We start from the raw sequence: 20,475 nt of genomic DNA, 5'->3' as shown, positions 1-20,475 counted from the left end.
CGACTTGCCCGCCCGGGCCCGGGGCCGGGGCCGCGCCCGCGCCGTGCCCGGGGCCGGGGCCACGCCCGGGCCCGGGCCCGCCCGGCGCCTAGGCCCGCGCCCGGTGCGAGAGGCCGAACAGTAGCGACCCGATGACCAACACGACGAGGGCAGCGGCGTAGACGGCGGTGATTCCGGCGGCGTCGCTGAGCAGCCCGCCACCAGCGGCCGCGAGAAAGATCGCGGCCTGAAAACCGACGACCACGAGGCTCCCGCCGGCCTCGAGCTCGTCAGGGAGCCGGTTGCCCGCCCACGTATTCACGACCAGCAGCCATGACGCGAAGAAGAAGCCCCACACGGTGACCGCGATTGCGACTGCCCACAGGGCTCCGGGCGCCGCGAGCACGGTCAGCACGGCTGCGCCGATGATGAGCGGAGACACCACGGCGAACACCCGGAAGGTGCGGTCAACAATGAGACCGATGACGAAGTTGCCGATAAGCCCGCCGACCCCAAACAGCACGAGTAGCGTGACGATGGTGGAGGCGCTGATGGCGGTGCCGGTCGCGTCGGTGACCCGCGCAAGCGCAAGGCGAATGTAGGTGTAGGCGGCGAAATGCCCCAGTACGACGAGCACGTGCCCGCCGAGCCCCAGCCCCACCCCCGTCGAACGCAGCGCGCGGCCGAGCGCAGCGAACCCACCCGACTGGGTCGCAGGAATGCGCGGCAGCGAGAAGCGCAGGGCGACGGCGAGCAACAGCATGCCGACTCCGATGAGAGCGAACACCACGCGCCAGTCGAAGGCGTTTGAGAGCAGCACGCCAACGGGCACGCCGGCGACGGTCGCGAGCGAGACGCCACCCGAGGTGAACATCAGCGCCCGCCCAAGCCTGGCCGGGCCGACGAGCGTCGATGCCGCACTGATCGACATCGCCCAGAACGTGCTGAGGGCCGCGCCGAGCATGAAGCGGGCGATGAGGATGAGCCAGAACGTCGGCGCGACCGCAACGATCAGGTTCGACAGCGCCCCGAGCAGTGCCATCCAGATGAGCAGCGCCCGGCGGTCGATGCGCGGGAACAGGCTCGACACGGTGGTGGCGACGATGAGCCCAGCGAGCGCGGTCATGCTGACGGTCTGGCCGGCCTGCCCGGTCGTGATGCCGAGGCCCTCGGCCATCTCGGTGAGCACACCGTTCGGAAGAAACTCGCTCGTGACAAGCAAAAAGCTCATCATCATGAGTGCGATCAGCGCGCCGTAGGGCATGCGGGTGCCGGGCGGCGTCGTCGCGGCGACGACGGGAATGGGGGCTGTTGTGGTCATGGAACTACGCTCCCATCACGCGACGCCGCCAGCCCGACCGCGCGAACCCGGTTCCCGACCGTTTGTGCTCGGGGAGGGCGCGGGGCGCGAGCGAACCGCGCGCGGTGGTGGATCCGACGGCGGTGGCGGATCCGACGGCGGTGGCGGATCTGTGCACGGTGGCGGATCCGAGCGCAACACCGCTCGGGGGCCGCGTCAGCACTACACTCGTGCGGCCGCGTCGAGGCCCGTGCGTAGATCGGTGATGAGGTCGGCCGCCGACTCGAGCCCGATGGAAAGACGCAGCAGCCCCGGCGTGATGCCGAGCCGGTCGTTGATCTCGGGGGCGAACGTCGCGTGGGTAGAGGAAAGCGGGTGGATCACCATCGAGCGGGTGTCGCCGATGCCGGTCATGCGCGAGAACACCCGCAGCCCGTTTACGAAGGCGCGGGCGCCGTCGATGCCGCCGCGCACGGTCACGCCGAATACCGATCCCGTTCGCGCTCCGGCGAACTCGCCTCCCGCGCCAGCCTCGCCGCCAGCCGCGCCGCCAGCACCAGCCGCGCCGCCAGCACCAGCCACGCGCGCACTCACCACGCCGTAATCGCGCGCCGCGAGCTCGTACAGTGGCGACGATGGCAGCCCGGCGTAGTCGACAGACAAGACCTCGGGCTGCTGCTCAAGCCAGGCCACGATCGCGAGCGATGAGGCAACGTGGCGCTCCATGCGCAGCGACAGCGTTTCCATGCCCTGGTGCAGCAGAAAGCCGTTGAACGGCGAGAGCGAGGGCCCGATGTCGTTCACGACCGCCTCGCGCGTGGCACGGGCGTAGGCGCCTGCGCCGAAGCGATCCACCATTGAGCCGAGGCCAGGCTTCACATCGGTGATGAGCGGGAAGGAGCGCCCCGCCCGCTCAGCGGCCTCCCAATCGAAGGTGCCGCCGTCGACGATCGCTCCGCCGACGGCGGCCCCGTGCCCGGTGAGAAACTTTGTCGTCGAGTGCACGACAATGTTCGCGCCGTGCTCGATGGGCCGAATGAGGGCCGGGGTACCGACAGTGTTGTCGACGACGAGCGGCAGATTGAAGCGCCGCGCGACTGCTGCGATGCGCCTGAGGTCGGTGACGTCATTGCGCGGGTTCGGGATCGTCTCGGTGTAGATCGCCTTCGTGTTCGGGCGAATCGCGCGCTGCCACTCGGCATCGTCTTCCGCATCCCAGACGTAGTCGACGTCGATGCCGAAGCGCGCGAAGCTGCGCCCGAACAGAATGCGCGTGCCGCCGTAGATCGATGCAGTCGACACGATGTGGTCGCCGCCCTTGGCGAGCGCGAACAGCGCGGAGGAGATCGCTGCCTGGCCGCTTGACACCGCGACCGTGGCGACGCCGCCCTCGAGCGAGGCGAGTCGGGCCTCGGCGACGCCGTTCGTCGGGTTGCCCTGGCGTGAGTAGATCGGGTCGATGCTGCGGCCGGCGAACCGATCGACCTGGTCGTCGAAGTCGTCGAACACGTAGCCGGCAGACAGTGCGATCGGCGGCACGCGCAGCCCCGTGTTCAGGTCGGGGTACTCGCCGGCGTGCACCTGGCGGGTATCGAAGCCGAAGCCCGCCCAGTCGGTGATGGGGTGCTGCGCGGCGTGGTGCTGCGTGGCGGGTTGCTCGGTCATGCGCGTGCCTCCTCGGGTGTTGCTGCTACTGCGGCGGCCGGGGAAGCTGCGGCCGCCGGCAGGGCGGCAGCGGCCGGTAGGGCGGCGGCCGGCAGAACCTCGGCGATCCGCCCCACCGCGTCAATGATGGTCTGCGGCGCGCACGCGAGGTTGAGCCGCACGTGGCCGGCCCCTCCTGTGCCGAAGAACGCGCCGTCGTTGAGTGCGACGCGCGCATCCGTGAGGATCCGCGAGTGCGGGTCGCCCCCGAGCCCCGCCGCGCGAAAGTCGAGCCACGCGAGATACCCGGCCCGCGGCACCGTGAGCGTGACTCCGGGCAACCGCTCGGCCACGAGCCCTGCGAGCAGGCGCGTGTTCGCCTCGATCTGCGCGATGGCGCGCGCGAGCCACTCGCGACCGTCGGTGAACGCGGCGACCGAGGCGTGCAGGCCGAGGATGCTCGCCCGCGTGACTGTCTCGGGCGGCAGCTTCGCGAGTTCCTCATTCGCGCGGTCGTCGGCCGCGACGATGAGTGCGCACTTGGTGCCCGCGATGTTCCAACCCTTGCTCGCCGAGATCGCGGTCACCGCGAGCGCGCCGGCCGCGGCCGCGAGTGGGGCGAACGGCACGAACGTCTCACCCGAGTGCGTGAGCGGGGCGTGGATCTCGTCGGAGACGACCGCGACGCCGTAGCGGGCGGCGAGGCGCGCGAGCCCCGCGAGCTCGGCCTCGGTGTGGACGAGCCCGTGTGGGTTGTGCGGGTTGCACAGCAAAAACGCATCGACGCCGCGCGCGAACTCGCGCTCGATTGCCGCGAGGTCGAGCCTTGGCGCGGTGCCTGTGCCGGTGCCTGTGCCTGTGCCGGTGCCGGTGCCGGTGCCGGTGCCCGAGAGGAGGCCGGCGTCTGTGCCCCTGTCTGACCCGGCGCGGTCGGCGCCCTCGGCTTCGCCCTCGACTGCGCCCTCGACGTCGCCCTCGGCTCCCGCTCCGCCGCCGTGCGCGAGCTCCACCTCAACGACCTCGAACGGCAGCTCCTCGAGCATCTCGAAGAACCCGGGGTAGACGGGCGTCGGCACGGCGACCCTGGTGCCGTGCGGGGCGAGCACGCGCAGCGCCTCGACGACCGCGGTGGCGACATCGGTCGCGAGGTGGATCCGATCCTCCCGCACCTCCCAACCCCAGACGTCGCGTGCGAAGCTCGCAAACGCGGGGGCGAGCGGGCCCGGTCCGTCGAGGTAACCGAGGTCTGACTGCTCGACGCGCTCGATGAGCGCGGCGCGAATCTCGGGGGCGACGGCGAAGTCCATCTCGGCGACGAACAGCGGCAGCGTGTCAGCGGGGAAGCGGGTCCACTTCAGGCTCGTGCGCTGCGCTCGCAGCAGCGCGGGGTCGAGCTCGGCAAAGGGCACGCCGCTCGGGTCGGTGAGCTTGCCCGGGTCGGTGTTGCCGCTCGGTGCGGTGCGCTGGGGGTGCGTACAGTCAGCCATGCCCCTATCCTGCTCCGGGCGTTGTCTGCGCGCGATCTGCCCGGTAACGCAGCGTCACACGACTGCTCTTGGCTCACGTACCGCGGCGGCGCCACAGATATGGCAGTTGTTGTCGTCTCCGAGCGCCCCAGGCGACAACAACTGCCATATATATGGGGCTGGGGGCGGGGACCGGGGGCCGGGGACCGGGGGCCGGGGGCCGGGGCTGGGGGCCGGGGCCGGGGCCGGGGCCAGGGGCCTCCTGGGCACCGCCGTGCCCCCCGACCCCGCCGCAGCCCCTAACTGCGCGTGACCAGGCGCGCGATCCTCGAGGTGAGTGCCTCGAGCGGGCCGCGCCTGCCCGTGAGCGAGAGCACCAGGCCGATCACGAGCACGCCAGCGAGCTGAATGCCGAGCGCGCCGAGCCCCGCGACCCACCACGGCAGCGCCCCGCCGAAATCGCTGCCGGCGTACAGCGGCGCATAGGCGATGCTCGTCGCGATGAGGTGCAGCGTGTAGATCGTGAGCGGTGCGGCGCCCGCAGCCCTGAACACGTCGGTGACGCGCCCCGGAGCGCTGCCGCGGCTATCAAACAGCGTCACGAGCAGGCCGATCACGGCGAGGGAAATGCCCACGGTGCGCAGCATCTCGATGGGGGAGCCCGAGTGCGGCGAGGCGATGAGCTGCGCCCACAGCTCGGGAGAGCTCGGAGCCCCGAACTGCTGCATGCCGAGGTACTCGGAGAAGGTCGTCATGTCGAGGCCTGGCGGTGCGGTGACGCCGAAGCGATCGAGGTTCGCCAGCACCCAGTTCGATACGAGCGTCGCGAACGTCGCGAGGGCAACACCGGCGCCTCCGAGCGCAAGGGCGGTGCGGCCGAGCCTCCCGGCCGCCTGTGCTGAGAGCAGCGCGCGGGCGATGAGCATGCCGACGAGCAGGTATGCGACCCAGGTGACGGCCGGGTAGGTGCCCGTGAGCAGCAGCCCGCGGATGGTCTCGAGTGGCTCGGCCGCGATCGACTCGAACGAGGGTGAACCGGCCTCCTCGACGACTCCGAGCGCCTGCCTGGCGAGGGCGTTGAGCGGGCCGCCGGCGACCCACAGCGCGGCGGCCGTGAGCGCGATCACCCACGAGCGGGCCGCGACGAACACGGCGACGAGAATCATGGCGACGCCGTAGTAGGCGAGCACCACGATGATCGGGCTGAGGAGCGCCCCGAGCGCGAGCCCGAGCACGATGAGTATCACGCCGCGCACCATGATCGACGCGATCGCGGCGCCCTGCCGCCCGGCCGCGATGGCGCGCCGGCTCGCGAATACGGCGCTCACTCCGCCGAGCACCGCGAAGAGCGCCGCCGCGATGCCGCCCGTCATGGTCGTCGCGATCTCGCTGGCGCGCTGATCGAGCTCGGAGGCCGCTGGATTCGCCCCGACGATTGCGACGAGGTGGTTCGCCATCATGCCGATGACCGCGAGCAGGCGGGCGAGGTCGATGCCGATGTAGCGGGCGCTCGCGCGTGCCGGTGCCGCGCTCGCGTGTGGTCTGGTTGTGGATCGCAGTGTTCGTTCCATGATCTCCAGTCTGCGGGAGTGGGCGGCCCAGCGCATCATCCGTAGGGGCCACGCGCGTGGCACCAGGGTACCGCTCGGGTGCCGCTGCGCCCGCCGCGCCGGGCGAGCCTGCCGCGCCCGCTGCGCCCGCCGCGCCTGCTGTGCCCGCTGCGCCCGCCGCGCCCGCCGCGCCCCCTGAACCCTTGCGTTGACTCCGAGGCGGGCCCTTGTTTCGGGCTGCAAGGGGGTGGCCTCGGAGGTAAGTGTGGGGTTGAGGGGGCGAGGCAAGGAACGGAGCTGGCTGGCTGGCCGGGAGCCCGGCGGCCGGGCGGCCCGGCGGCCGGGCCCCCGGCGCGGCCGACGCGGGTTAAGCGGCGCGCCTGATGTGGTCGCGTGCGTGCTCGAGCGCGGGCTCGAGCTCGTCGAAGAGGTGGTGCGGATCGCGCAGCGATCTGATCACCCCGAGCCTGTCGAGCAGCTTGCGGTGGTGCGCCTGCACACCCTTGATGAGCACGGTCACCCCGCGCCGTTCGAGGCTCGTGACGAGCCCAGCGAGCGCGTTGGCGCCCGTCGCATCGATGATTTGCAGGTCGGAGAGGCGGAGGATCGCGACCTCCACGCCCTCCTCGTCCGAGATAGCCTCGACGAGCCGATCCGCCGCGCCGAAAAACAGCGACCCCTCGACGCGAAACAGCGCGATGCGTTCGTCACCCGCCTCTGCCTCGCCGGGAAGGGGCTCGCGGGTCGCGACGCTCATGTTGCCGAGGGTGCGCAAGGCGAAGAACGCGGCGACGGCGACGCCTATCCCTACGGCGACGACGAGGTCGACGCTCACCGTCACGAGCAGCGTGACCGCGAACGTCGCGGCGCTTGACTTGCCCGAGCCGAACACCCGACGCGCGGTCTGCCATGAGACCATCTTGGCGGCGGTCATCATGAGCACCCCCGCGAGGGCGGCAAGCGGGATCGCGCCGACGATGGGCGCCGCGACGAGCACCACGAGCAGCAGCGCGAGCGCGTGCACGATCGCAGCGACTCGGGTGCGGGCTCCCGAGCGCACGTTCACGGCGGTGCGGGCGATCGCACCTGTGGCGGGCATGCCGCCGAACAGGCCCGATGCGATGGAGGCGAGGCCCTGGCCGAAGAGCTCGCGGTCAGCGTTCACCGGCCCGGTGTCTGCGATGCTCGCTGCGACGCGAGCAGACAGCAGCGACTCGATCGCGGCGAGCGCGGCGACGGCTGCGGCTGGGCCGGCAAGCGCGGCAAGCATGGCGCCGTCGAAGCTCGGCAGCGCCGGCGCCGGGAGTGAGCTCGGCAGCTCACCGATCGTTGGCAGCGGTGACCCGATGAGCGCGGCGACCACGGACACGATGAGAATCGCGGCGAACGACGACGGGATCGCCGGCATAAAACGGTCGAGCAGCAGCATGATCGCCGCGACGGCCGCGACTGCGGCGAGCGGGAGCAGCGCGGCGGGCCAGCTCGCCTCGGTGATGGTCTGCCAGGCTGCGACGACGGCGTTCGAGGAGTGGCCGGTGGCCGAGACCCCGAGCGCGGCGGGCACCTGCTGCAGGAAGATGATGATGCCGATGCCCGCGGTGAACCCCTCGATGACGGGCCACGGGATGTAGCTGACCGCGCGCCCGAGCCTGAAGACGCCGGCCGCGACGACCATGAGGCCCGCCATGAGGCTCACGACCGCGACTGCGCCGACGCCGTGCAGCACGACGATCGGCGCGAGTACCACCACCATCGCTCCCGTGGGGCCCGAGACCTGCACGTTCGAGCCGCCGAAGATCGCCGCGACGAGGCCCGCGACGATCGCGGTGACGAGGCCGGCCTCTGCGCCGACGCCCGAGCTCACGCCGAACGCGAGGGCGAGCGGCAGCGCGACAATGCCGACGGTGAGGCCAGCAACAACGTCGCCCCGCCAGCCGCCGCGCAGGCCACGGTAGTCATCGCGGGTCGGGAGGAGGAGTCGCAGGCCGGAGAGAATTGCAGACACGAGCCGCCTTTCACTTGTTCATCTATCATGCCTCACACGACACTGAGTCGCCAGTGATCAGGCATTTCTACTTCGCGCTACGGTCGGCGTGCGGTGACCGACGCCGCGCGTTGGCGATGCCTGGTGCCTGGCCGCGGCACCCGGCTGCGGGCTGCGGCGCGAAAGGGGTCGATCGGCGCAAGCACCATGAGTGATAGCCTGCGCACAGAAAACACTGTGACAACTCTTGAAACGCAGATAGTCTGTGTCCAAAGCCGAGGTCGAAGGGGAACCCGTGGATATCTTCCTGTTTGTTACGCAATTGCTTGTTGTGCTCGGGTGTATCGTCATGGGCACCCGGTCGAGCGGAGTCGGGCTCGGGCTCTGGGGCGGCACTGGCGTCGCAATTCTTGTTTTCGTGTTCGGGCTCGCTCCCGGCGCCCCGCCGGTAGACGCGCTGCTCATCGTGCTCTCCGTTGTGCTCGCGTCGTCGATGATGCAGGCAGCTGGCGGAATCGATTGGATGGTCTCGATCGCAGCCAAGGTGATCTCGAAGAACCCGAAACAGATCACCCTCATCGCTCCCCTGACCGCGTTCCTCTTCTCGGTCGGCGCTGGCACGTCGAATATTCTGTACCCGCTGCTCCCGGTGATCTATGACCTGTCGTATCGCAACGGGATCCGCCCCTCTCGACCGCTCTCGCTCTCAGTCGTTGCGACCGGCGTCGCGCTCGCCTGTAGCCCCGTATCAGCGGCGATGGCCGCGATGATCGCCCTCACCGACACGGCTCCCTGGAACTTCGAGCTGATGGACATCATCAAGGTCACGCTCCCCGCCGCGATCGTCGGCATCTTCCTCGCGAGCCTGTTCGTGCGCCGCCTCGGCAAGGACATCGCCGACGACCCAGAAATCCAGGCAAAGATCGCCTCGGGCAAGCTCGTCGCGCCGGGCGCCACGGCGACCGAGGTGAAGGCAGAAGTGACCGTCACCAAGGAGGGCCGCTGGGCCGCCATCATCTTCCTGCTCGGTGTCCTCGCGATCGTCATCTTCGGTCTCTTCTCCGGTCTGCGCCCGCTCGGCGCTGGCGACGACCCGCAGCCGATCGGCATGACCCCGATCATCGAGATCATTATGTTCGTCGCCGGCACGCTCATCATGCTGGTTGCGAAGCCGAAGGTCGCAGAGATCCCGACGATGACCGTGTTCCGCGCCGGTATGGTCTCGGCCATCGCGCTCTTCGGCCTGGCCTGGCTCACCAACACGTTCCTCGGTGAGCACTCGAAGCTCGTTGCCGAAGGTATTGGTGGGCTCGTTGACACCGCGCCGTGGATCTTTGCGCTCGGCGTATTCCTCGTATGTGTGCTGACGACCAGCCAGTCGACCGCGACGAACTCGATCGTGCCGATTGGCCTCGCAGCGGGCATTCCCCTCGGCCTCATGAGCGGCATGTGGGCCGGCGCATTCGCCGGCATCTACCTGCTTCCCACCAACGGGTCGCAGATCGCCGCGGCAAACTTCGACGAATCGGGTTCAACAAAGCTCGGCACGAAGCTCGTTGACCACTCCTTCTTCTTGCCCACGCTGATCCTCGCGGTCGCGACCATCGCGGTCGGCTCGCTGTTCGGGGTGCTCTGGGGCGGGTAACCTGCCGCGCCCGCGGCGCCCGCCGCGCGCAGGCCCGCGCGAATCGGGCCGTGCCTGCCCGGCAGGCGGGGCAGCCTCCCGTCACCGCTGGGTGGCGCGGAAGGCATCCCACGAGCGCTTGCACGCCTGCGCGATTGCATCGATGTGGGCGGCGTCTTCCTCCACCCAGTCGGTGCCCGGCTGCTGCAGCTCGGCGGCGGCGGCCGGCCCGAGCAAGAACTCACGCAAGAACTCGGCCTGCACTGCACCGAGCTTCAGGCCAGCCGCAGCAGCTTCTGCGCGCATTTCGCCGAAGCGTTCGCCTGCCGCGCGAATCTCCTCGCTCCCCAGGTAGGGCTGATTGAGCAGCACCGCGCGGGGGTCGGAAACCTCGAACCCCGCGCGGTGCCCCGCGGCGAGCGCGCGCAGCGCGGCTGGGTCCATGGTCGGCCGGTCTGCCGGGTCGCGTTCTTCGCCGTCGTGATCGCCGCGGTTCGAGAGTGCCACGACTGCCGGCAGGCGGTCGGGCTCGGCTCGCGCAACGTTCACTGCGCCCTCTCGGGTGGTTGTCGTGTTCATCGTGTCGTGGAACGACAGGCGCGTGAACGAACCGCCACGCTCGAGGCCCTGCGCGACGAACCTGTCGGTGAGGGCCTCGCGGGTTTGCTCGTAGACGCCGAGGCCCTGCTCTGCGGTGACTGCAAACGCGTCGACGAGCCGCTGCAGCCCCTCGTCGGTGTCGGGGATCTCGAGAATCGGGAAGAACGAGAAGGTCACGGGGCGGATCGCGTCTACGCCCGAGAGGTCGACCTTTTGCCACGCGCCAGCGGCGCGCACGCGCTCGATGGCGGCCGCGAGATCGGCGCGTACGTCTGCCGGCTTCTTGCGATTGGGGTCTCGGATGAGCCGGGGGTGCGGGTTGATCACCGCGACGATGCGGGGGTCGATCTCTGCCCAGCGCCGCACAATCGCCGCGGTCGCTACGTCGCTGAAGTCGTACTGCAGGCGGCGAGTGAGCTCCGGCGAGAGGAACTCAGCCAGCTCCTCGGGGATAGCAGCGCCGGAGTGTGGGGTCGCCACCAGCACGTCGGCTTCGGCGATCGCCTCATCGAGCGATCGCGTGTCTGGGTCTGCGTAGTGGGTGATCTGCTCTGGCGTGAAGACTGTGCCGGCCGGAATGAAGTCGAGAGTGTTCGGGCTCATATGCCAAGACTACCCAGGGAGAGGCAGCGTGACCAGGGGTTTCTGATTTACTTCTCACCCGCGTATGAGTCGCGCTAGAGGAAGCTATGTGCGCCGGGTGAGACGCGTGCGACGGGTCAGCGGGGTCGTCGCGCGAGCCGCGCGAGCCGCGCGAGCGCTTCGCGGGGTTAGGCGAGACCTCGGTTGCGCTTGCGAATCTTCGCGGGCGGCCTGCCACCCAGGTAGGAGGCACCCGAATCTACGACGTACCCCTGCTTCAGTGCCTCGCGCCCAATCAGCATTCGAAACACCATTTCTTCGCGGTCGGTGAGGGTGACCTCGACAGAGACTTCCCGGCCTACCAGGCCAAGATCCATCACCACAACGAGCCTGTCTTGGGTGTGCCCCGACGAGCTGCGAACCGTTCGCCGGTCATGGATGGGGAGCTCGACCTCGACCTCGTCGAGAGCGCCCTCCTGCCACGGTTGCACGGTGAAGCGCACCCACTCGGCATCGTCGCGCATAAAGGGAGTAATGTTGCCCGCGTGCAAGGCCGAGGTTTGCGCCCCGGTGTCGATTTTGGCCTTGATCCACGGCACACCGATTCCGGGCAGGCTCACCCATTCACGCCAGCCCGTGAGGGTGCTTGAATAGTATTCGTCCACGGCATCTATCTTGGCAGGAAATTAGCTTGAAACTGGCGATTCTTTCGCGCGCCCCGCAGGCGTACTCGACGCAGCGCCTTCGCGCGGCCGCTGAACAGCGCGGTCATAACGTGAAGGTGCTGAACACCCTTCGCTTTGCGATCGATCTCGCGACCGACGAACCAGACCTCCGCTATCGGGGCAAGCAGCTCAGCGACTACGACGCTATTCTGCCCCGCATCGGCAACTCGATCACCTATTTCGGCACCGCCGTCGTGCGCCAGTTCGAGCAGATGGATGTCTACACCCCGAACACCGCGAACGGTATTTCAAACGCGCGCGACAAGCTCCGCGCGATCCAGATTCTCTCGCGTCACTCGATCGACATGCCGCCGACGGCCTTCGTGCGCAACCGGGCAGATGTGCGCCCGGCGATCGAGTCGGTCGGCGGCGCGCCGGTCGTGATCAAGCTGCTCGAGGGCACGCAGGGCATTGGCGTGATTCTCGCGCCGCAGGTGAAGGTCGCCGAGGCGATCATCGAGACCCTGCACTCGACGCAGCAGAACGTGCTCATCCAGAAGTTCATCGCAGAGAGCCGGGGCCGCGACATTCGCGCGCTCGTCGTCGGCGATCGGGTCGTCGCCGCGATGCGCCGCGTGGCATCGGGAGATGAGTTCCGCTCGAACGTGCACCGCGGCGGCACCGTCGAGCCGGTGCAGCTCGACCCCGCCTACGAGCAGACCGCGGTGCGCGCCGCCCAGATCATGGGGCTGCGCGTCGCGGGCGTCGACATGCTCGAGGGCGACGACGGCCCGCTCGTCATGGAGGTGAACTCGTCGCCTGGGCTCCAGGGCATCGAGACGGCGACCGACCTCGACGTTGCCGGCGCGATCATCGACTACATCGCGAACCAGGTGAACTTCCCCGAGATTGACGTGCGCCAGCGCCTTTCGGTGTCGACAGGCTACGGCGTCGCCGAGCTCTCGATGCACGCCGGCGCCGAGCACGTCGGCAAGCAGCTCGGAGACCTGGGGCTGTGGGAGCGCGACATCACCGTGCTCACGCTGCACCGGGGCGTGCAGGTGATTCCGAACCCGCGCAAGCACGTGGTGCTCGAGCCAGAGGATCGGCTGCTGTGCTTCGGCAAGCTCGAAGAGATGCGCTCGATGATTCCCGAGCGACCGCGCCGCCGCGCGCGTGTGCGCAAGCTCCCGCCCGAGGCGCAGGATCTCGTCGACGGGTAGACGGCACCGAGCATCGCGCTGAACACGGAAAGCTCTGCGCGCTTGGGGCTACGAGCGCTGTTCGCAGGCTAGCGCGTCGCGACGAGCTGAAACTCGACGAACCCCTCTGGTTCGACCGACACGAAGCCGAGGTCTGGTGCGGTCACCCCGTAATCTGCGAAGGTTATCGGAATTGACCCCGCCAGCTCGGCCGTCGTGCCGTCGCTGCGCAGCTCGACCCGCACGGTGACGGGGCGAGTCTGGCCGGCGAGCGTGAGCTCGCCGGTCGCGGTGGCCTCGACTGTCTCGCCGGCGCGCGGCAGCTGCGCCACCGTCGCGGGCTCGGTCAGCGTGAACGTCGCCTCAGGGAACTCGCTGGTGCGCAGCGCCTGGTCACGGAAGTAAGCGTCGCGCGACCCGCTGTCGGTGGTGATCGACGCGACATCGACGACGACGCTCGCCGCGTCGAGCGAGAGCCCGTCAGCGCCGACGGTGAAGCTGCCGGTGACCCCGGGGGTGCGACCGGTGACGGTCACATCGGTGCCGTTGAGCACCTCGTCGACTCGGTACCCGGCCTCGGAGCCCTCGGAGATCGACCACTCGCCGGCCACCTGCTCTGGGGCGAGCGACGCCACGGCCTGGCTCTCGGCCGGCACATCGCCGCCGCCGAGGGTTGGGGCCTCGGCGGCAGGGGCCGCGATGAGGTCGCGGTAGATCGCGGGGCCGGCGACCGCCGCAACTCCCCCGAGCACGAGTACACCCGCGCCGACGCCTAGCAAGATCTTGTGTGATTTTTTCATGGTGAGGCTCTTCCGTGGAGGGATTGTTCCGTGGGGCAGGAGACTCACTGTCTCAGCCCCAGCCACGAGAACTCTTTGAATCGGGTGGGAGACGCCTGGAAAAAGTTAGTGGCTGCCCTGGTTCGACACCTCGCCGGGCTCGGGCTCCTTTCCGCCTCCCGAGACCGTCACCCACACGGGCCAACCGATGAGCCAGATGCCGGTGACGAGCCAGACCCGGCCTATCCAGCCGGTGAGCTCGGCCGTGCGCGAGGTGTCGCCAACAAGCAGAATGATGCCGCCGAGCACGACACTCGCGATCACCGCGCAGAGCAGCATCTTGCCCCACTGCTGCCACTCGTAGCGCACTTGCGCGCTCCCCGATTTCGGTGCCTTGAAGGGCGGCGGGCCGCCGGCGAAACGGTGGGCGAACCAGCCATCGGCGCGACCGATGATCTGGTGGCCGAAGGCGACCGTGAACCCGAGATACACGGCGCCGAGCCCGTGCGCGAAATCGGCTGTCGTGCCGTTTACCACGAGATCCCACGTGATGAGCGTGAGCAGCAGCAGGTCGAGCAGAGGCACACACAAGAGCAACACGCTCGACAGGCGTCGCATGCGCAGCAGATAGCGCGCCCCAAGCCCCGCGCCCAGCACCGCCCAGAAACCGATCTCACAGGCAACGATCGCGACCACAATGATGTTCATGCCACAAGTCTCGCCGCGGCCGAACGGGCGCGGCTCATGCGCTCGGCCCGGCTTACTCCTCCGAACGAATGAGGCCCGCCCCGCTGGCGGTGAGCGAAGATAGAACCATGGAGGCAGCCAGGCTGAGGGGAATTCGCGCGCACCCCGCGCGCCGCGACGCAGCCATCGCCGCGTTCTGGCTCGCCGTTGGTATCGCCCTGTGGGCATTCGGGTTGACTGGGCTGTGGCGCGGTGCCGCGCTCTTCGAGGTGGATCGCTGGGCGTTTCTGGTGACGCTCGCCGCGGCTGTGGCGCTGCTGCCGCTGCGCTCGAGCCGCCCGCTCGTCGCGCTCTCGCTCGGTGCCGCAGTAGCGCTTGTCGACACTCTCATGGGGGCGAGCCTCGCGGTTGTGTTCGTGTTCACCGATCTCATCTACGCCGCGGTGAAATACAGCAGCGCCCTGGCGATTCGGGGGCTGCTGCGGGTCGCCGCAGCCGGGGCCGTCGCGCTTGCCACCGTGCTCGTCATGACCGCTCGCGCGCACCCGGGCCTCGCAGTGATGCTCGTGCAGTGGGGGCTCATCATTGCAGTTTCTGCGCTCTGGGGGTGGAACGTGCGGGCGGAACGCGCCCACACCGCGGCCGAACTCTCGGCGCAGCACGCCGACGAGACGCGCGAGCTGCGCACGAAGATCGCCCACGATCTGCACGACCTGGTGGCGAATCAGATCGCTGTCGCCGGGCTGCACGTCGAGGCAGCGAAGCTGCAGGCAGGCAAGCTCGCCGCGGGCGCGCCCGCTGGGTCGGGCATCGGTGCCGGCGAAGCAGCGGCGCCAGGCGGGCCGTTCGGCCCCGTGCTGCAGAGCCTCGACCGCGCCAAGGCGGGCACCGATCGGGCTCACCGCGAACTGCGAGGGCTTATCTCCGTGCTCACCGTTGTCGAACAGGCCGGCGACAGCGCGCCCGTCGACCTCGAGAGCGAGCTGCATGCGCTCGGGCAGCTGTTGCCAGCGGGCAGAGCGATTCGCTGGGGGAGCGGCGCAGAGGCCGTAATCAGGCGCGCGCTGTCTGCGCAGCACGCGCAGCGCGCACGGATCGTGCTGCGCGCGCTGCACGAGCTCATCGCGAACGTCGCGAAACACGGCGCGGGCGACGCCGAGTTGCTCGCCGAGGTGGCGCCCGGTCAGGAGTCGTGGCCGGAGCGCGGCGGGGGTGCGGCGGGGGAGCGACAGCGGTTGCGGATCCGCATCGCAAACGCCCCAGCGCCCCCGCCGGCCACCGAGCGGCTCGGCGGCGGGCTCGGCATCGAGGGCACGCGCGTGCTCCTCGCGAGCATCGGGGGCGCGCTCGAATCGCGCGCAACGCCCGACGGCTGGCTCGCCACCGTCACGCTTCCTTTGCCCACCACCGAACGGGAGCATGAATGATGGACGAGCCCATTCGCGTATTGATCGCCGACGACCACGAGGCCGTGCGCAGCGGCGTCGCAGCCATCTTGCAGGCGGGCGACGGCATCGAGGTCGTCGCCGAGGCAGAGAACGGCTTCGACGCGCTCGCCGGCTGCCACCGCACCCAACCCGATGTCGCGCTCGTTGACCTGCGCATGCCCGGCACCGACGGCGTCTGGGCGACCGAGCGCATCACGGCCGAGACCGCGACCAGGGTGCTCGTGCTCACAACGTACGATTCGGGCGATCTCATCGCGAGCGCGCTCGCGGCCGGCGCCCACGGCTACCTGCTCAAGAGCACGAGCGGCGGCGAGCTCATCGATGCCGTGCGGCATGTCGCGGCGGATCGACACGTGCTCGACCCGGCCGTGACCGGGTCGGTTATCGCGGGGTTCGCGGCCGCCCAGCGGGAGGCAGGCGCCGGGCGGGCGACAAGCGGGGGCGCCTATGGAGTGGGGCAAGCCGGCGACACGGCGGATGGTGGCGCGCCGGTTGCGGGGCTGAGCGACCTCACACCACGCGAGCGCCAGGTGCTCGAACTGCTCGTCGCTGGGCTCTCGAACCAGCAAATCGCCGACAGGCTGCACATCGGTCTCACCACGGCAAAGACGCATGTCGGCTCGCTCTACGCGAAGAGCGGGGCGGGCTCGCGGGTGCAGCTCGCGGCGCTGGGCGCGACGGCGCTCGGCTGAGCCGGTCGGGCCCGCGGCTCGGACCTGCCGGCGGCTCGGGCCGGCGGCTCCGGCCGGCCGCTCAGCCGCGGCGCTACCTGACGAGCAGCGCCGCGGGCACGATGCGAACCTCGAAGCCCGTGACCTCCTCGAAGTCGTCGCCGTCGACCTCGAAGGCGTGGGGCGACGGCAGCTCTACGTGCACGCGCTTGGCACGCAGGTGCCCGGTGCTGGCCGAGCTCTCGGCGCGATCGGCGCCGGTGAGCAGCCGCTTGAGCCCGTTGTCCCAGACCATGTTGCGCATGGTGTCGAGCCATGCGCCCACCCCGTCGGCGCGGAGCACGAGCAGATCGAGCTCGCCGTCGTCGGGCACGGCATCGGGGAGCAGCGTCATACCGCCCTGAATTGTGCCGCAGTTGGCGATGAGCAGCGTGTGCGCCTGCTCGGCCTCTGCGGCCCCATCGTCGAGCGTGAGCGCAAACTCAACAACCTCGGTTTCGCCAGCGGCGCGGCCGAGCGATTCGACGTACGCGAGCCAGCCGGCCTTCGCCTTCAGCTCGTCGTCGGTCTCCACGATCATCTGGGCGTCGATGCCGAACCCCACCATCACGACGAAGCCCTCGACCTGCTCGCTGCCGTCGGCAAACGAGAGCCGCGCCTCGCCGAGATCTAGTGGTCGGGCGGTTGCGGTGAGCGCCCGCTCGAACGCTGCCTTCGGGTCGCCAAGCGGCACGTCGAGATTTCGCGCGAGTAGATTTCCGGTTCCGAGGGGCACGATGCCGAGCTCGGCCGCCGGTGGCGCACCGTCGCTGCCTCCGAGGGCCGCGGCGACCGCCCGCACCGTGCCGTCGCCCCCGGCGGCGACCACGACTGTGCAGCCGGCGGCGAGCGCGGCGGCCGTGGCTTCGGCGCCGGGGTCGGCCTCCGTGGTCTCGAACCAGTGCACCTCGACGGGCAGCGGTGAGCCGCCCGCGCCCGGGCCGGCTCCGTCAGCCGCATCGGCCGCCCCGGTGGCCGCCCCGCCGTTGGCCTCAGCGCCGGCCTCAGCACCGGCCTCAGCGCCGGCCTCAGCGTCGGCCTCAGCGCCGGCCTCCTCTCGGGCGGCTGCGTGGGCTGAATCAACGGCGGCATCGACCGCTGCGCGCAGCTCGGCCTCCTCCACTTTCGACGGATTCCATACGAGGCCGATGACGTGCTGCACGGCTACCCCCTTGCGCTGGCTAGCCCCGCGCTGTCGCGGAGCGTTGGTATTTCAATGAATACAGTGCCTGGCTGACGCTCGGCTGAAAATCACCGAGAGTTCATTCGCGGGGCCGCTAGAGGCCCGCGAGCTGCCTTTTCCAGTATGACCGCCACTCCTCGATGCGCTCGCCGTCGGGCAGCCCCTCCTGGCTGATAGTGAGGCTTGCCTTCGCCGGGTCTTTGGCCGGTGTGGCAGAGACCTCGACCTTGCCTGCGCCCGCGAGGTTAAACCGCCAGAACGAACGTTTCTCGGTGCGCGAACTGCGCCGGTCGGTGGCGGCGTGGCCAAGGTGCGAGGCCGTGGCGCCGTGAACATTCACCCAGGCCTCGAGCGCCGCATCACGGTCGAGCGGCAGCGTGCGGCTCGCGCTCACCCTGAACGACCCGGTAGACGACTGCCCGGGCACCCGGAGACCGACGTGCTGTTCGAACGCAATCGCCACGCCCTGAGCCCACCACTCGGCGTTCTCGATGCCGGGCGGCATGGTCGCGAGGGCGAGCTTTGCGATCTCCGCGTGACTCAGCGAGCCCGCGCCGTGCGCGTGAAATACCGCCACCCAGTCGTCCCATGACCGACCCGTCGCGCGCTCGATCGCCGGGACCCGCTCGCCGCGAGTCTGATTGCCACTCCCACCACTGCTGCTCATGGCATCAGTGTAGGTGAGACCCCTGACATCGGCGTGATGCGCCGCGATGCGCCAGGTGAGTGCCCGCGCCCCGCCCCGCCGAGACGCGTGCGACATCTGGTTGAATGAGGAGCATGACCGATATGCCCCGGCAGCACATGACCCGCGCGACGCGACGCCACGCCGAGCAAGAATCGTCCCAGCACGCGGCGAGCAGCACCGACCTGGCAACCGACGAGCTCGAGCAGTTTCGCATCGATCTCGAGCGCATCCGCTTCTCGTCGTACTTTGCGCGGCTCTCTGACGTCACTCAGGTCGTGCCGCAGTCTGGGGTCGGGCCGGTGATGCACAACCGCCTCACGCACTCGCTCAAGGTGAGCGCTGTCGCGCGTGTGGTCGCCTCGAACCTGGCTGGAGCGGCTGCCCAGCACGCAGCATTCGTGCGCGGCGAGGCCGCGCACGACGACGAGACGGGGGCAACGATCGCGAGGCTCGGCGGTTGCGACACGATAGTCGCCCAGGCCGCCGCCCACGCGCACGATCTCGGCCACCCGCCGTTCGGCCACCTCGGCGAGCGCGTGCTCGACCGCGTTGCGCGGGAGCGCCTCGGCCTCGCCGAGGGCTTTGAGGGCAACGCACAGACCTTTCGCATTCTCACATCGCTTGACACACTCGGCCGCGACTTCGCGGGGCTCAACCTCACCGCGGCGGTGCGGGCCTCGGTGCTGAAGTACCCGTGGACGCGTGGCAGGTGGATCGGCGTCACCGTCGACGAGCTACCCGTCACCGAGCGCCCGCGCGGCGTCGGAAACGACCCGGTCAAGGGCGCCGAGAAGTTCTCGAGCTACGTGCTCGAGGCCGGCGAGCTCGAGTCGGCGCTCGCCGCGTTCCCTGCAATCGCGGAGGGCGTGCAAACGGTCGAGTGCGCGGTCATGGACGTCGCTGACGACATCGCGTACGCGGTACACGACCTCGACGACTTCACGCGCGCCGGCGTGCTGCAGCACGCCGCGGTCGCCGCCGAGTTGCAAACCTGGCTCGCAGAAGATGCGGCGCTTGCCGCGGAGCCGCTCGGCGCGATTCAGGTCGATTGGCGCAGGCCGGGTCGCTCGCTCGAGCTGCGCTGGCGCAGCATGAGCCGCAAAGACGGGTGGATCGCCGATCGCGACGCCTTCCGCGAAGCCGTGCAGCGAGTGAACGATGAACTCGTCGAGGGGCTGCTGCAGACGCCCTACGACGGTGGCATCGCGAGCGAGCGGGCGGTGTCGGGGTTCACCAGGCGGTGGATCGAGCGGCTGCGGTCATCAATCGTCGTCGAGGCGAACCCGCACATGCGCGGCGGCCACGTCAGGTTGAACCAGCGCGCGTGGCACGAGGTAGCGGTGTTGAAGTTCGTGCACTCGAGCTTCGTGCTCGAAACCCCCGATCTCGCGCACTCGCAGCGGGGGCAGGCGCGCGTCGTGGAAGAGCTCGTGCTCGGCTTCGACGCGTGGCTGTCTGACAGGGACGACGCTGGCAGGGCGCCCAGGCGCCTGCTCGAGTGGGTCGACGAGGCGACCGAGAGCCTGTTCGAGCTCTCGAAGGAGCGGCCAGAACTGCTGCAGGGAGACATCTCTGGCTCAGGGATTCACCGCCGCGGCCGCGCTCGCGCGATTCTCGACTATGTGTCGTCGTTCACCGACCAGCAGGCCGTCGCCGCGTTCGACCTGCTCACGCGCGCGGGGTAGCGAACGCGCTCAGCCCGTGACCTCGTAGTCGGCACCCGGCTCCCACGGCACCGACCACCCGACACCGTCGAACACGCTCGCGAGCAGCATCCCGGTGAAACCCCACACGGTGTGGCCCCCGAAGCGCTCCTGAAGTTTGAATGCGGCACCGCGGTGCGTCGCCCCCGCGCGCCGAAGCACCGAGTGGCCGCGGGCCGCAGGGTCAAGCAGCTCCGCGACAGGAACACGGAATACCTCGACGGACTCCGTGTGATCCGCCGCGACCTCGCTCGGGTCTCGCCACCAACCGACAACCGGGGTGACGAGATTCCTGCTCACCGGCACGTGAATCTCAGGGAGCGTGCCGAGCACCTCGACGCCCGCGGGGTCGAGCCCGGTCTCTTCGAAGGCCTCGCGCAGCGCGGTCGCGGCGACGTCGGCGTCGCCCGGCTCGACGCCGCCGCCGGGAAAGGCGATCTGGCCCGCGTGGTGCCGCATGCCGCTCGCCCGACGGGTGAGCAGCAGATCGAGCTCCGCGGGAACGGGCTCGCCGGCCGCGGGGTCGGCTGGCACCCGGTCGAGCGCGCCGAAGAGGATCAGCACCGCCGAGCGGCGAATCTCACCCTCGGTCTGCGGGAAGGGCGGGTTGAAATCGATGCCAAACCCACGATCCACCGCGTCTTTGAGCTGCTGCCGTGCTTCGGCCTTCGTCCGTGCCAT

17 protein-coding genes are annotated in these 20,475 nt (G+C 69.7%); 5 read left to right on the top strand and 12 right to left on the bottom strand.

Translation table 11 applies throughout. The features are described 5' to 3' along the window. Positions 1-88 precede the first annotated feature (88 nt). From ABD115_RS14385 to ABD115_RS14365, 5 genes are all read right to left on the bottom strand, one after another. Positions 89-1,300 (bottom strand): MFS transporter, encoded by a 1,212-nt coding sequence (locus ABD115_RS14385; protein WP_343962060.1) that lies wholly within the window; start codon positions 1,298-1,300, stop codon positions 89-91. A gap of 201 nt (positions 1,301-1,501) precedes the next feature. Continuing rightward, a complete protein-coding gene (locus ABD115_RS14380; RefSeq protein ID WP_343962058.1) occupies positions 1,502-2,944 on the bottom strand; it encodes an O-acetylhomoserine aminocarboxypropyltransferase/cysteine synthase family protein in 1,443 nt (480 codons plus the stop codon). Further along, positions 2,941-4,410: a MalY/PatB family protein gene (locus ABD115_RS14375; protein WP_343962056.1), complete on the bottom strand. Its 1,470-nt coding sequence runs from the start codon at positions 4,408-4,410 to the stop codon at positions 2,941-2,943. The genes ABD115_RS14380 and ABD115_RS14375 overlap by 4 nt, the downstream gene beginning before the upstream one ends. A gap of 278 nt (positions 4,411-4,688) precedes the next feature. Further along, complete coding sequence (locus ABD115_RS14370) at positions 4,689-5,960, bottom strand: heparan-alpha-glucosaminide N-acetyltransferase domain-containing protein (protein ID WP_343962053.1); 1,272 nt, start codon at positions 5,958-5,960, stop codon at positions 4,689-4,691. 346 nt (positions 5,961-6,306) lie between these two features. Beyond that, a complete protein-coding gene (locus ABD115_RS14365; RefSeq protein WP_343962051.1) occupies positions 6,307-7,944 on the bottom strand; it encodes a SulP family inorganic anion transporter in 1,638 nt (545 codons plus the stop codon). Between the two features lie 274 nt (positions 7,945-8,218). Between ABD115_RS14365 and ABD115_RS14360 the strand changes: the two genes are divergently transcribed. Next, positions 8,219-9,568 carry an anaerobic C4-dicarboxylate transporter gene (locus ABD115_RS14360; RefSeq protein WP_343962049.1) on the top strand — a complete coding sequence of 450 codons (1,350 nt, stop codon included), beginning with the start codon at positions 8,219-8,221 and terminating at the stop codon, positions 9,566-9,568. Positions 9,569-9,649: 81 nt separating this feature from the next. Here the strand turns inward: ABD115_RS14360 and ABD115_RS14355 are convergent, their stop codons facing one another. Together ABD115_RS14355 and ABD115_RS14350 are read right to left on the bottom strand one after the other, a co-directional pair. Next, a complete protein-coding gene (locus ABD115_RS14355) occupies positions 9,650-10,750 on the bottom strand; it encodes an N-formylglutamate amidohydrolase (RefSeq protein ID WP_343962046.1) in 1,101 nt (366 codons plus the stop codon). A gap of 167 nt (positions 10,751-10,917) precedes the next feature. Beyond that, positions 10,918-11,394: an ATP-dependent zinc protease family protein gene (locus ABD115_RS14350; protein WP_343962044.1), complete on the bottom strand. Its 477-nt coding sequence runs from the start codon at positions 11,392-11,394 to the stop codon at positions 10,918-10,920. 26 nt (positions 11,395-11,420) lie between these two features. Here ABD115_RS14350 and ABD115_RS14345 point away from each other — a divergent pair, with 26 nt between their 5' ends. Further along, positions 11,421-12,617: a RimK family alpha-L-glutamate ligase gene (locus ABD115_RS14345; protein WP_343962041.1), complete on the top strand. Its 1,197-nt coding sequence runs from the start codon at positions 11,421-11,423 to the stop codon at positions 12,615-12,617. A 68-nt stretch (positions 12,618-12,685) separates the two neighbouring features. On the opposite strand, the gene ABD115_RS14340 is transcribed toward ABD115_RS14345, so the two are convergent. Then, entirely contained in the window at positions 12,686-13,396 is a 711-nt protein-coding gene (locus ABD115_RS14340; RefSeq protein WP_343962039.1) for a YceI family protein, read from the bottom strand. Between the two features lie 105 nt (positions 13,397-13,501). Next, positions 13,502-14,083, bottom strand: coding sequence for a hypothetical protein (locus ABD115_RS14335; RefSeq protein WP_343962037.1), 582 nt, complete (start codon positions 14,081-14,083; stop codon positions 13,502-13,504). Between the two features lie 107 nt (positions 14,084-14,190). On the opposite strand from ABD115_RS14335, the gene ABD115_RS14330 reads away from it, so the two are divergent. Together ABD115_RS14330 and ABD115_RS14325 are read left to right on the top strand one after the other, a co-directional pair. Further along, a complete protein-coding gene (locus tag ABD115_RS14330; protein WP_343962034.1) occupies positions 14,191-15,489 on the top strand; it encodes a sensor histidine kinase in 1,299 nt (432 codons plus the stop codon). Continuing rightward, on the top strand, positions 15,489-16,202 hold the full coding sequence (locus tag ABD115_RS14325; RefSeq protein WP_343962032.1) for a response regulator: 714 nt from the start codon (positions 15,489-15,491) through the stop codon (positions 16,200-16,202). Before ABD115_RS14330 ends, ABD115_RS14325 begins: the two co-directional genes overlap by 1 nt. A 73-nt stretch (positions 16,203-16,275) precedes the next feature. Here the strand turns inward: ABD115_RS14325 and ABD115_RS14320 are convergent, their stop codons facing one another. Continuing rightward, positions 16,276-17,382, bottom strand: coding sequence for a diacylglycerol/lipid kinase family protein (locus ABD115_RS14320; protein WP_343962030.1), 1,107 nt, complete (start codon positions 17,380-17,382; stop codon positions 16,276-16,278). A gap of 115 nt (positions 17,383-17,497) precedes the next feature. Further along, positions 17,498-18,070, bottom strand: a complete 573-nt coding sequence (locus ABD115_RS14315) for a hypothetical protein (RefSeq protein WP_343962028.1) — start codon at positions 18,068-18,070, stop codon at positions 17,498-17,500. Positions 18,071-18,183: 113 nt separating this feature from the next. Between ABD115_RS14315 and ABD115_RS14310 the strand changes: the two genes are divergently transcribed. Continuing rightward, a complete protein-coding gene (locus ABD115_RS14310) occupies positions 18,184-19,776 on the top strand; it encodes a deoxyguanosinetriphosphate triphosphohydrolase family protein (RefSeq protein ID WP_343962026.1) in 1,593 nt (530 codons plus the stop codon). Positions 19,777-19,785: 9 nt separating this feature from the next. Here the strand turns inward: ABD115_RS14310 and ABD115_RS14305 are convergent, their stop codons facing one another. Next, on the bottom strand, positions 19,786-20,475 hold the full coding sequence (locus ABD115_RS14305) for an NUDIX hydrolase (RefSeq protein ID WP_343962024.1): 690 nt from the start codon (positions 20,473-20,475) through the stop codon (positions 19,786-19,788).

This window comes from Leucobacter albus (genome assembly GCF_039528015.1).
Taxonomy (GTDB): domain Bacteria; phylum Actinomycetota; class Actinomycetes; order Actinomycetales; family Microbacteriaceae; genus Leucobacter; species Leucobacter albus.
Note: the sequence above shows the minus strand (reverse complement) of the source record. Positions and strands in the feature narration are given on the sequence as shown.